This window comes from Salinivibrio sp. ML290, from assembly GCF_001995695.1.
Taxonomy (GTDB): domain Bacteria; phylum Pseudomonadota; class Gammaproteobacteria; order Enterobacterales; family Vibrionaceae; genus Salinivibrio; species Salinivibrio siamensis.
The window spans coordinates 173,260-186,314 of sequence record NZ_MUEY01000007.1 but is presented as its reverse complement, the minus strand read 5'-3'; the positions used below and the strand labels follow the sequence as shown (position 1 = coordinate 186,314).

Annotated in this window: 7 protein-coding genes; 4 read left to right on the top strand and 3 right to left on the bottom strand. The window is 51.1% G+C overall.

Annotation, left to right across the window (positions count from 1 at the left end; genetic code table 11):
• Positions 1–20 precede the first annotated feature (20 nt).
• The gene (locus tag BZG23_RS08410) at positions 21–719 is read right to left on the bottom strand and encodes a helix-turn-helix transcriptional regulator (protein WP_077606649.1); all 699 of its coding nucleotides are present in this window, start codon (positions 717–719) and stop codon (positions 21–23) included.
• 516 nt (positions 720–1,235) lie between these two features.
• On the bottom strand, positions 1,236–3,089 hold the full coding sequence (locus BZG23_RS08405) for an SUMF1/EgtB/PvdO family nonheme iron enzyme (protein ID WP_046075584.1): 1,854 nt from the start codon (positions 3,087–3,089) through the stop codon (positions 1,236–1,238).
• A gap of 583 nt (positions 3,090–3,672) precedes the next feature.
• Between BZG23_RS08405 and BZG23_RS08400 the strand changes: the two genes are divergently transcribed.
• The 4 genes from BZG23_RS08400 (at position 3,673) to putP (ending at position 10,080) form a co-directional block, all read left to right on the top strand.
• A complete protein-coding gene (locus BZG23_RS08400; RefSeq protein ID WP_077606648.1) occupies positions 3,673–4,449 on the top strand; it encodes a helix-turn-helix transcriptional regulator in 777 nt (258 codons plus the stop codon).
• 231 nt (positions 4,450–4,680) lie between these two features.
• A complete protein-coding gene (putA, locus tag BZG23_RS08395) occupies positions 4,681–7,794 on the top strand; it encodes a bifunctional proline dehydrogenase/L-glutamate gamma-semialdehyde dehydrogenase PutA (RefSeq protein WP_077606647.1) in 3,114 nt (1,037 codons plus the stop codon).
• 31 nt (positions 7,795–7,825) lie between these two features.
• Positions 7,826–8,536, top strand: coding sequence for an aldehyde dehydrogenase family protein (locus BZG23_RS08390; RefSeq protein ID WP_077606646.1), 711 nt, complete (start codon positions 7,826–7,828; stop codon positions 8,534–8,536).
• A 47-nt stretch (positions 8,537–8,583) separates the two neighbouring features.
• Positions 8,584–10,080 carry a sodium/proline symporter PutP gene (putP, locus tag BZG23_RS08385; RefSeq protein ID WP_046075580.1) on the top strand — a complete coding sequence of 499 codons (1,497 nt, stop codon included), beginning with the start codon at positions 8,584–8,586 and terminating at the stop codon, positions 10,078–10,080.
• A 77-nt stretch (positions 10,081–10,157) separates the two neighbouring features.
• Here the strand turns inward: putP and BZG23_RS08380 are convergent, their stop codons facing one another.
• The gene (locus tag BZG23_RS08380) at positions 10,158–13,004 is read right to left on the bottom strand and encodes a ligand-binding sensor domain-containing protein (protein WP_198532127.1); all 2,847 of its coding nucleotides are present in this window, start codon (positions 13,002–13,004) and stop codon (positions 10,158–10,160) included.
• Positions 13,005–13,055: the final 51 nt, after the last annotated feature.

Below are 13,055 nucleotides of genomic sequence, written 5' to 3'. Positions count from 1 at the left end.
TGAGTTGGGGGGCTGCTTGGTTAATCTCGCAGCACCACAGACAATTGTTGGGTTAATAAGCTTTCGGGAATCGCGGAGCCAAACCCTTGCGCGAGCGCATGCTCTAATAAACCTGCTTTGGAGTCGACATCGAACTTTTCGCGTAAATGCGCAAAGTGGTTCTCAATGGTTTTGACGGACACCGACAATGTCTGTGCGATCAATTGCGGTTTCTTACCATGCAGATGAAGGAAAAGGACCTCCCGCTCTCGTGACGTCAGGTGTACCTGAGAGTCACTATGGTGATGATCGCACAAGGCTTGTTCAGGGTGGGTGACGGCACGGCACACCCAATGCCCGACTTCTAAAATAGCGGTATCACTGAGCTCCTGGCCACAGAACATGACCCCACAAATATGCCCCTTTTCATTGAACCAAGGCGTTTTGGTAAACAGGTGCGCATGCCAACGGCCATTGGCATAAGGATGAATATCGAGCACACGGAGTCGCTTGCCTGTTTTCATCACATATTGGTCTTGCGCTTGAAATTGATCGGCGCAACGCGTGGTGGGGCAGGGCATATCATGGTCGGTTTTGCCTATGCAGTCTTGCGGTTGTGTAAGGCCCATGAGGCGGCAGTATTCACTATTGGCGTAGACAAACACCGACTGAGTATCTTTGCAGCCCCAACAGCCAGGTAATTGCTCTAGCATAGACAGAGCAGGGGGAACGTGATTCATATTGCTTACCCATTCATTGTTATTATTATTGGACGCAAGCGCCCATCAAGATATAGAAAAACGGACAAGCTATTGGAGCATAAAAAAAAGCCGGCATAAAGCCGGCAAAGACAAGATTTCCCTTTCAGGACATATCCTGTACGACGTGTAGAAGAGGTTGTCGAGATACCAAGCGGATGTCTGAGGGTAAGTGACGACGCTGGTATCTGACTGCACCTAACAGTGTTAGGAACTGCTATAAACGCATTCATCGGGACAAATCGCGTTTACGGGGTTTACTATATCCAGAAGGCTAGACGTTGGGTAGGGGGGATTTGACCTATTGACATCGAATCAAGCAACTTAATATAAAGATTGTTAGTTTTCGCTCGTTCAATCAGGCTTGATATTGTTTAGGTTGTGTCGGTGTCTAGGGTCAAAAGCATCAAGACAAAATGGCTTGCCCCCACACAAAAAACGCCGCTACGAATAGCGGCGTTTGTTTCTACCATGGTGATGAGGCTCAGTGTGACGAGATTAAGGGGTTTTGATATCTCGCACCACGCGGAACCCAAGGTAGTTAGCGCTGGTGTTTTCGCCTAACTCCAAACGCTCGGAAACGCGTGAGCGTTGAGGTGAAAAGTTCCACGCACCGCCACGAGCGACAGGCGTATCATTGCTCACCCACTCCCAAACATTCCCCGCGGTGTCATAAACACCGAATGGGTTAGGCGGAAAGCTTTTAACCGGTGAGGTGCGGTCGTTTGACCATACTGTGCCGCTCCAGCCTGTATTGGCGTTGCCGACACCGATTTCATTGCCCCACCAGTAATCGCTTTCCGTGCCACCACGGGCGGCCACTTCCCACTCAACATCGTTTGGAAGTGCGTASCGCTGCCCCGTTTGTTGGCTTAGCCACTTGGTGTAAGCCTCGGCATCATCTTTATTCACACAAACGACCGGAGAGTCAGCCGCTTGATCAAAGCCGGGTTGACGCCAATCTGTCTCTAGGCTTTGGTTGATCTCGCCATTCACCAGCATATTGCAGCCATTGCCTTGTTCAGCCGCGGTGACATAACCGGAGGCTGTCACAAAGGCGTCAAATTGCTCCACCGTGACGGGCGTTGCGCCCATCGCAAATGATTGCTGAATAGCCACATTTTCACGTGCATCTGGCCCTACTTTGTATTCGCCAGCGCCGATCACCACCATTTGCGGTGCTTCGAGATTGTTGGCAACAGGGTCAGTGAACTTTTTACCTGGGCTTGGCGGCTGATTAGGCTGCTCTTTCAGTTTGGCCCACACCACTTGATCTTTACCGAGGTAGACTTCGCGATCATAAGGCACAAAACCAGGTTTAGTGACCGTTAAGTCATGATTGCCCACTGGCAGCATGAGTTCTACGGGCGTACTTCCGTATGACACATCATTAATGGTCACACTGTCATCGTAACGATTAGACCGTATTGTCACGTTAACCCAGCGTTTCGCCTGCTGTTTACGATTGGCTTGCTGCTGTGCTTGGGTGGTTTCAACACAGTATCTGTCTTCAAGATCAAGCAGTCGACATGCCGCCGTTTTATCAGGACGGCTTACCAGCTCCGCTTTAATACGCGTTGTGTAGTCCATGCCACCGGTAAAGCCTGCGTCAACGACTTCACTGTTAGTGACGTGGATATTAAACGCGACTTTATCGATGTTTTGCTTCACTGCATTGGATTCGGTGACAAAGTCCGTTACCTGGCCTCGGAAGTCACGAATCGCTTTTTGCATGGTCAGCGTCTCACCTTGGTTCGCGCACGCCGACAATGTCATGTTGGGCGAACAGGTCAAGCTATGGACAACTTCAATAGTGTCTTTTTGGGTGAGCTCTTTACGTAGACGTTCCGCGCGTGCTTCGCGCATGGCCTCATGTAAATTCTCAAGGGTTGTTGCCAATAGTGCTTGTTCTCGTTCAAGTTTCGCCAGTCGTTTCTTCTGCTCGATAATGGCGGACTCGTTGGCAGCTTGTGTTTGCTGGTGGTTGTTCACCTGCTGCCATGCTTGTTGGTAGGCCTGCTGATACGGGCTGATATCTGTGCTCGGATCGGCAATTAAATCCTGAAATTTCGCATCCAGCTCTGCTTTAGCATTACTGCGTTTGCGTTTCAGGTTGCTCAGCTCATCTTCTAACGTCGCGCGCTTGACCAAAAGGTCATCCAATTTCGCCTGCTGCAGAGCCAGTTCATCGTTTCGAGCCTCCAACGTATCTTCTTTATCGCGGAGTTTCTCAACCAACTCACTGACCGGATCGAGATTATCAGCGGAAGACGCGTTTTCAGCGAACGCCAACTCGGTTAGCAGTAGGGGAGGGAGCGCTAAGCATAACGCTTTTATATATTTCGTTGTCATAGTTCCCTTGCTTACGCATGTCGCAATAATAATACCTATGTCCAAAAAGTAGACTATCACGGAAACCCGCGTTGCCACGCAAACCGTGCTAATTATTTGACGGCAGTCAGCATTCTGCGACGTGATCGGTGCAACTGTGCTCATGGTTTTTATGTTTATGCGAGATTACCTTAAGCGGTGGCTTGCTTCAAATAAGATTGCGTGAAGACACGATAAAACGGAAGAATGATCAAGGTGTTGATCCCCTTTGATCGCCTCGAAACAATGATCAAGTCAGTGAGGCTTTCATCGAATAAGGTTTAAATGTTTGAATTTTATATTTTTTATCTATTTTTGTGGTGTTTTTTTTATCGCGTTACATCCGGCTTTCATCCGATCAACAAGAAATACATGAGGGATCCTTCGCATTTTTAGCGTCAAAATGACAGAGGCCGTAAAAAATGCACTACTTGATCATTGTTCCGTAAAGTTGAGAATAAGCACATAGAATCCAGTCGCACACGGGTGATAAGCGTGCCAGAATGAGGAAAAGGCACTTGAATGTTTGGCGGCAAACCCGTAATCCGCACCAAGAGGGATAGCCATGGTGGTGAAAACACCCAAAGTCTCTGAAGTGATCGCCTTGCCTCGGCAACAGCTTCACCATAGCCATGAGTACAAGCAGGTCGTGATTGGTCTGCAAGGGCAAACGGAATTCGATGTTGATGGGCGTGGCAGTCTGGTTGGCCCAGGCCAAGGCTGTTTGGTGGAGGAATCACACGAGCATGCATTTACCGGGGTTGGACGTAATGAAATTCTGGTGATTAATCTTCCATACCAAGAATGGGTGGGGCATGCGTCCATGCATGACAACATTGCGCGTTTGTTTAGTCGCGAGCCTTACTTCCAACTCGACACTCACGCGCAAATGCTGATCAAGGCGCTGACCGCAGAGATGATCGCCAACCCGTCTGATTTGCTGCTTAGCCGCGCTTGTGCGGATACGCTGATGTGCGTGTTACATCGCCATTTCCGTGATCATGTTTCGCCGCGACGTGATGGTCACCGTTTAAACATGGATATCATTGACCGTTATATTCATCAGCACATCAGCCGCAAAATCTCGGTGGCGCAGTTAGCGGGCAGTGTTTTTCTGGCTGAAAGCCAATTCCACCAGTTATTTAAAGAGCAGGTGGGCACCACGCCACATCAATATGTGCTTGAAAAACGCTTTGCCTTAGCGAAACAACTGATTAAAGAAAGTGAATTGACCATGGCACAAATTGCCGATAGCTGCGGTTTCTCTAGCCAAAGCGGTTTCACTAATGCATTTTCTCGCTATTTTGGCCTTTCTCCTGCCAAGTTTAAGGGCTCGGTTTAAGCTTGGCCCGATGTGCTTTCGCCGTCTCAGGCATCAATAATATGCACTTCATTTGTTATGCCATTATGGCGATCGACAGCTTTATTTGTTAATCATCGGAGGATTTTGCAATAATGCCGGTGTATTTTGTAAGACCCTACTGATAGACCACGCATAGAATCGATCGCAAAGTAACAATGACGTAACATTTTTCCTGCCCGAGTTTGGGAGGACGTGAGTGAGGATACCACTATGTTTAAAGCCATCGATGCTATGCAGCCCTCGTTTATCGAGCGCCCACTAGCGCAGATCTGGTCTGAAATCTCTCCGCTGTATTGCGTTGACGAAAGCCTATGGCTTCAACAGTTAATTCCCTTAGCGGAAGCCACTGACAGTGAGCGTGAGCAAACACGTCGTCAAGCCACGCAGTTGATTGAGCAGGTACGGGCGGATAAAAAAGCCGTTCAAATGATTGATGCGCTCTTGCTTGAGTACAGCCTGGATACCCGTGAAGGGATTTTGTTGATGTGTCTGGCTGAAGCGCTGATGCGCATCCCTGATTCGCACACCGCCGATGCACTTATCCGCGATAAACTGAGTGTTGCTGACTGGAAAGCCCATTTGCGCCACTCTGACTCCCTGTTTGTTAATGCCTCAACGTGGGGACTGATGCTCACCGGAAAAGTGGTGACTTTGGATGAAAGCACCGAAGGGAAACCAGCCTCTGTTATAAACCGTCTTGTTAACAAAATGTCCGAGCCGGTGATTCGCCAAGCCATGCATCAGGCGATGAAAATCATGGGCCACCAGTTCGTGCTTGGCCGTGATATTGATGAGGCGCAAAAGAACGGTGAAGGCCCCCGCAATAACGGCTTTACCTACTCATTCGATATGTTAGGGGAAGCGGCACTCACTCAAGAAGATGCTAAAGCCTACTTAGCGGACTACTTACAAGCCATTGAATCTGTGGGCGAAGCCAAATCTAGCTACCAAGGTCCATCGCCGTCGGTGTCGATTAAGCTGTCGGCTTTGCATCCGCGCTATGAAGCAGCCAACTACGATCGCATGATGAACGAAATGTTCGACACTGTGTTGGTACTGCTCAAGCGTGCCCGTGAAAAAGATGTGGCGATCACCATTGATGCTGAAGAAGCGGATCGTCTAGAACTCTCGCTAGCCCTATTTGAAAAGCTATATCGCGATCCTGTGGTTCAGGGCTGGGGTAAATTTGGTTTGGTGGTGCAAGCCTATTCAAAACGTGCGCTCCCTGTGATTACTTGGTTAGCGGCGTTAGCAAAAGAGCAAGGTGATGTGATCCCAATGCGCTTGGTAAAAGGGGCGTACTGGGATAGCGAGATTAAACTGTGCCAGCAAGGTGGACACCATGGCTATCCGGTATTCACCCGTAAAGAGGCGACTGATGTCTCATATCTCGCCTGTGCCCGTTTTCTGTTGAGCGAGCATGTCCGCGGCCTCATTTATCCGCAATTTGCCAGTCATAACGCCCATACCATCGCCGCGATAGCCTCGATGGCAACCCATCAAGACTTTGAGTTCCAGCGCCTTCATGGCATGGGTGACGCGCTGTACAACCATGCAAAAGCCTTATTTAACACCGAGGTGCGCATTTATGCCCCAGTGGGCAGCCACAAAGACTTGCTCCCTTATTTGGTGCGTCGCTTACTGGAAAATGGCGCAAATAGCTCGTTCGTTCACCGTTTGGTCGACGCGCGTTGCCCGATTGATGATCTTATCGCCGATCCTGTCGATACATTGCGTGCCAATCAAACACTGCATAACGATCGTATCCCTCTGCCGTTAGATATCTTTGGCCCCTCACGCAAGAACTCTCAAGGCGTGGCGACCGATATCGACTCAGAATGGCAACCATTCACTGCAAGCGTTGCGCCTTTTATGGGCGCGCACCAATGGCAGGCCGGCCCCATTGTCAATGGCCAACGTCTGGCTGGTGACACGCATCCTATCGTTGCGCCTTATGATCGCGAGGAGCCTGTCGGCCAAGTTGACTGGGCGACGTCTGATCAGGTGAACAATGCACTCGATATTGCCGCGAATGTTTACCCAGAGTGGTCGAAAACAGCGGTTAGTAAGCGTGGTAAGTACTTACTTGACCTGGCTGATAAACTCGAAGCGAATTTGGGTGAATTGGTGGCGATTTGTCATCGCGAAGCCGGTAAAACGATTCACGACAGCATTGATGAAGTGCGTGAAGCGGTCGACTTTTTGCGTTACTACCCCGAGCAGGCCGAAGCGTTGCAGGGCGAGCCGCTTTCATACACAGGCTTTGACGGCCAGATACAGTCCGTGAGCTATCAAGGTCGTGGCGTATTTACCTGTATTAGCCCGTGGAACTTCCCATTGGCTATCTTCTTGGGGCAAGTCAGTGCGGCGCTGGTAGCCGGTAATACCGTGGTGGCAAAACCGGCAGAGCAAACCTCCATTATCGCTTATCGCGCGATTGAGTTGCTACTTGAAACCGGGATCCCAGCTGGCGTCATCCAACTGCTCCCGGGCAGTGGACCTGTGGTGGGTGCGCCATTGACCGAAGACAGCCGCATTGCCGGTGTGGCATTCACAGGGTCAACGCCCACTGCTCAGCGTATCACACGTACATTGGCTGAGCGTGACGCTGATCCTGTGCCTGTGGTGGCAGAAACCGGCGGACAAAACGCCATGCTGGTAGACAGTACCGCGTTACCTGAGCAAGTGGTGCGTGATGTATTGCGCTCAGCGTTTGCGTCTGCGGGTCAGCGCTGTTCAGCCCTGCGTGTTCTATACATTCAAGAGGATATCGCAGACCGTGTGATTAGCCTGATTAAAGGCGCAATGGCTGAGTTGTCGGTGGGGCGACCAGAGCGCCTTTCTACCGATGTAGGACCGGTGATTGATCAAACCGCGAAAGACAAATTGCTTGCTCACATTGAACAAATGAAGCGCAGCGGCAAATTGGTCACCCAAGTCCCGCTCTCGTCTGAGTGTGATAAAGGCACCTTTGTCCCGCCAACGGCCTTTGAAATTCGCAGCATTGACCAGCTGAGCGAAGAGCACTTTGGTCCGATTTTGCACATTGTTCGTTATCGCGCAAACGAACTCGACAAAGTGATTGATGATATCAACCGCACTGGTTTCGGTCTGACAATGGGTGTGCATAGCCGTAATGAAACCACATGTGCTCATATTGAGCACCGAGCGCGCGTGGGTAACTGCTATGTAAACCGCGATCAAGTCGGCGCGGTAGTTGGGGTTCAGCCATTTGGTGGCCGTGGCCTGTCAGGTACCGGCCCGAAAGCGGGCGGACCACATTATCTCTACCGCTTTACACAAGCGTCAGTAAACGTTCAATAAGTCGGTTGGTATCAAGATCAGGAGAAGCGTGATGGAGCAATTAAATAACGTTTTAGAGCAGTGTGACGCGGTATGGGAAGACTGGAACGATCAAACCGTTGCTGGCCGCATCACTTTATTACAGCGGTGGTCTGAAACCGTTGCCGCACGGGGCGATGACTTTGCCCAAGCGGCGAGCATGATCCGTTTTCAGTGCGACAGCGCAGAGCGGCTGCTCAACAAAGTACATGAATTACCAGGGCCAACGGGGGAAACTAACGAGCTCTATACCGCCGGGCGTGGCACCGTCGCGGTGACGGGCGATGGCTCGCTGACGTCCATTGCCTTATGTGGCCAGTTAGCCGCCGCCTTGGTCGCTGGTAATTGTGTGGTAGTGAGTGTTGAGGGCACTCACGCTGATATGGTCGACGCTGTACTGGCCGACCTCATTAAAGCCGGATGCCCAGACCGTGTGGCGGTTCGCGTTGGTATTGACGCGCTCAGCGATCTGCTGGTTCATCCGCATATCGTCGGGTTGGCAACGACAGGGGAGGACGCACATGTGCGACATGTCAATCGCCAGCTCGCACAACGTAAGGGTGTGATTGCCACACTGGTTGCGGAAACTGACACGGCTGACTATCCCGTGATCGGCACGCCTGACTATGTGTTGCGTTTTGTGACCGAATGCACCCGAACCATAAATATCACTGCTGTAGGTGGTAATGCCACGCTTCTGGAACTCGGCAGTGGTGAACATTAACTTTCCAGAAATGGCCCCGGTTGGGGCCATGTAATTGAGGGACAGATATGATAGACAATAGCTATGCCATCAGTGCAACCTTTCTGGCATATCTCATCATGATGCTTGCCATTGGTGTATATGCCTACAAACGCACATCCAACTCCGAAGACTACTTCCTCGGGGGGCGTTCTTTAGGCCCATGGCCTGCTGCATTGTCAGCGGGTGCATCAGATATGAGTGGTTGGTTGCTGCTTGGCCTTCCTGGCTATGCCTACGCTGCGGGAATGGAATCACTTTGGTTAGCAGGCGGTTTGCTGTTAGGGACTTACCTGAACTGGTTAATTTGTGCCAAACGCCTGCGTACATACAGTATTGAAGCAGATAACGCATTGACGTTACCGGAGTTTTTTGCCCGCCGTTTTGAAGATAAATCAAAACTGCTACAAACCATCTCTGCTTTCTTCATTTTGCTTTTCTTCCTTTTCTACACCAGCTCCGGCTTGGTTGCAGGCGGCAAACTCTTCACCACGGTGTTTGGGTTTGATTACACCACTGCGGTGGTCATTGGCACCATCTGTGTTGTGTCTTACACCTTGTTCGGCGGCTTCTTGGCGGTATCTTGGACTGACTTGGTACAAGGTTTGTTGATGGCGGCAGCCCTGCTGATTGTGCCTTTCGTGATCATGGACGGGAGCATCTTTAAGCTTGGCAGCGATGTGGCGGCTGTTAACCCTGAGTTGATGACGCTTTGGCGTGATGTTGAGGGCGAGCCGCTATCTTGGATCGGCATTGTATCGCTGGCCGCATGGGGACTGGGTTACTTTGGACAGCCACATATTTTGGCACGTTTCCAAGCCACCCGTTCAAACAAAGACATCACTACCGCGCGCCGTATTGCCGTTGGTTGGTCTGCGCTGTCAATGTTTGGTGCGGTGCTTATCGGGCTGGTGGGCATTTTGTACGTACAAAACGACATGACAGCCGATCTGAAGGATGGCGAGAAAATTTTCATGCTTCTCGTTAACGCGGCATTCCACCCTGTTATCGCCGGTATCCTGCTTGCCGCCATTTTGGCTGCGATCATGAGTACCGCGGATTCACAGCTACTGGTTTCGTCATCTGCGTTAGCGGAAGATTTCTATAAGCAAGTGTTCCGTCCTGATGCTTCTACGCAAGAAGTGGTGATGGTGGGTCGCGGCGCTGTTATCTTACTCTCGGCGATTGCGCTTGGCTTAGCGATGGATCCAGAAAGCTCAGTCCTCGGCCTCGTGTCGTATGCATGGGCGGGCTTTGGGGCTGCCTTTGGCCCAGCACTGCTGCTCAGTCTGTTCTGGCGTGACATGAACCGTAACGGTGCACTGACGGCGATTTTGGTCGGCGGCGTGACAGTTGTGGTATGGAAACAGCTTTCAGGCGGCATTTTCGATTTGTATGAAATTGTTCCTGGCTTTATCTTTGCGGGATTGGGGGCGATTGTGGTGAGTAAAGCAACCGGTGGCCCAAGCGAGTCGGTATCAAAACAATACGAGTCTTATGAAAAGAGCTTAGAAACCATGGCCTAAGCCTTGGCCATAAAGCCTCTATTCAAAGCATCGTATAAAGGAGCGCATTCGCGCTCCTTTTTCTTTGGCGTTCACGTTTAGGATGGCTGTGACTCGTGTCCGCTACGTTGGCGCACACAGTTCCGTCCGTCGCGCTTGGCACGGTACAAGGCTTGGTCAGCTTGTTTGAGGCCATCGACATAATCGGTAGCCTGATGATTGCCAGCCACACCAATGCTGACCGTCACTTTTAATGACGGCGCAATGTCGTCAAGGGTCAATGCCGCGATACGACGGCGTAATCCATCAAAGTAGCGATAACCATCGGCCGGTGTCCCTGCAAACAGTAACGTAAATTCCTCGCCGCCCCAGCGGGCGATATGACTTAATTGCTCGCGTTCTTTATCTAAAAAGCTTCCGATTCGTTGGATAATCTGGTCGCCAACCAGGTGTGAATGCTGATCGTTGATGCGCTTAAAATGATCAATATCTAGAATCGCTACTTGCAAGGGCTGCCCCGACTGGTTGGCTTCATCAAAGGCCAGGTGCCAGTATTCGTCAAAGGCGCGTCGATTCGCAAGGCCGGTTAATGCATCCTCTTTCGACATACGTTCAAAATCGTCAGCTTGCGCTTGTAGCGCGTGTGTTTTCTCTTCCACCAGCGCTTTGAGCTGCGCCTCTTTTTGTTGCATTCGGCGGATTCGCCACATAAAGGCGCCGTAGGCGAGGGTGACTAAGGTCAAGAACCCCAGCGCACGTATATCTGACCGTTGCCAAAGCGAGGGGGTCACACTGAAGCGATAGCTAAGCACATCATCACTCCAGTTACTATAAGGGTAGCGAGCACTGACTTTAAAGGTGTAGTCACCCGGTGGTAAATTCGTATATTCGGCAATATGGTTTTCGTGACGGTAGGCCCATTCAGACTCAAAGCCCTCTAGTTGGGTGCGGTACTGGATTTGTTCTGGCATGGTATAGCCAAGCGCAGCATAGGAAAAGGAGACGCGATTGGTACCAGCAGGGGCTCTGTTGCTCGCCTCTGGGTTAATCGCTTGGCCATCAAAGTGCACGTTCTGCATCACGATCGGCAAGGGCTGGCTGAGCATCTGTGACAATCGTGCGGGTTTAACACTCGTCACGCCTTGAGCGGTGGCGAAGACAATATCGCCTGCCGCGGTTTTTGTCGCCGCAGGATTAGAGCCGCCGTTAGCCTGACTATTCAGCATGCCATCGCTTTGATCATAATGCTCAAAGTCAATACGCGCGCGGGTTTTATCCGCCACTTGATGCGCGTGATGATAGTTGACCCGCCAGATCCCTCGGTTACTGGACAACCAAAAACTTTGGTCATCGCCTTTGATGATTTGAAAGAACTTATCAATCGGTAGACCATGTGGTCGGCCGACTAACGCGAGTTGGCTATCAGATTGTCGATAACGGACAATACCCCGATCAGTGGCCATCCATACGTAGCCAGGCTCGTGAAAAAAGCCAAAAACATACTGCGCTTGCTCTTGATCGGTGAAATCGAGCGGCGTGATGGTCTCATTGATCAGATACCCGGCTCCGCTGCCGGTGCCTATCCATAGCTTGCCCGTTTCATCGAACGTTAACGACATAACATAGTTACCGGGTAGGGCACTATTTTGACTATTGTAGCGTGCACGCTTTTGATAAACGGTTGACGAGTGCGCGGGTTGACCGCCTGGGAGAGACGAAAACGTGACCAAGCCACGTGGTGTGCCCACCCATAATGCACCATCACGTTCGACAATCGCCCTGACTTCATTGTCAGGCAATTGATCGTTCAGGGTTTCGGCGGGAGTGAGCGCGCCTTGGTGCCAGTAGTAGAGGCCTTGTTGGTAGGTACCCACCCATACCCCACCTTGTGCTCGAGGCGCGAGACTGAGCACCGATATATCCTTGGCGAGTACTTTGGCATTACCTTGTACGATATCAATTTGGCTTAACCCCTCACTGGCCCCTGCCCACACCGTATTTTTATCGTCAGCAAGTACGGTGCGCACATAGTCACCGGCTAGTCCATTGTCTTGAGTCAGCGTCACAAAAGGTGCGTATCTAAGCCGCATTGCACCGCCGTTAGTGCCTATCCAAATGCTGCCCTCATTGTCTTCAAACCAGGATAATATCCGGTTGTTGGGCAGGCCGCGGTGATCGTCGAGAAAATCGATATGTTGGTCTTTCATGTGAGCAATACCGTGGCTAAGGGTCCCGAACCAATAGGCACCACGGCTGTCTTGTTCAACCATGGTAATCGCTTGGTGGAGTAGCTCACTCGCCAGTGGCGTCCAGCGACTGTTTTTATAGCGCCAAGCGCCATTTTCGGAGCCGACTAGGAGGCTCCCATCCTGACCACTCGAGACATAAAAGGCTTTGCGAAACAGGTTGTGAAAAGAGAGAGGCGTCGCGCCGTTTTGCAAAGACAGTTGGTAGACCCCTTTTTCGGTGGCCGCATAGACTTGACCATCGGCGGTCTGGGTCAGGTGATAGCTACTGAGGGTATCGATAAATGTCTGTGGGGTGGGATCGGGTTGCGAGAGCTGTTCAGGGGCGTAGTAAGCAATCCCCATTCCCTCTACGGCTAACCACAAGCCACCTGTTTGGTCATGGAGCGCATCATTAATGAGACTGGGGGCTGTGGGAAGCCCCTGCCAAGAAAAGCCTTGTCGCATCACTAAGCTGCCTCGTGCCCCTCCGGCATAAAGTTGATTGTCAGGCCCTGTCGCCAGGGCGCGCGTCCCTGAATCTTTCATTTGTGTATCAGGGCCGCGGTCAAAGCGCACAAACTCTAAACCGTTATAACGTGCCACGCCCTCCCAAGTGGCAAACCACAAGTAGCCGTCAGTGGTTTGGGCAATGGCATTGATGCTGTTATGCGGCAATCCGTTGGCAGAGGTCCAGGTTTCAATAAAATAATCAGACAATTGGTTATCCTTGGCATAACTGGGCGTGATATGCCCTGCCAAACCTAACCA

Bases quoted from the DNA above. Each gene is read 5' to 3' on its own strand.
- BZG23_RS08410 (WP_077606649.1), bottom strand. From the start codon at position 719: ATGAATCACGTTCCCCCTGCTCTGTCTATGCTAGAGCAATTACCTGGC.
- BZG23_RS08400 (WP_077606648.1), top strand. From the start codon at position 3,673: ATGGTGGTGAAAACACCCAAAGTCTCTGAAGTGATCGCCTTGCCTCGG.
- putA (WP_077606647.1), top strand. From the start codon at position 4,681: ATGTTTAAAGCCATCGATGCTATGCAGCCCTCGTTTATCGAGCGCCCA.
- BZG23_RS08390 (WP_077606646.1), top strand. From the start codon at position 7,826: ATGGAGCAATTAAATAACGTTTTAGAGCAGTGTGACGCGGTATGGGAA.
- putP (WP_046075580.1), top strand. From the start codon at position 8,584: ATGATAGACAATAGCTATGCCATCAGTGCAACCTTTCTGGCATATCTC.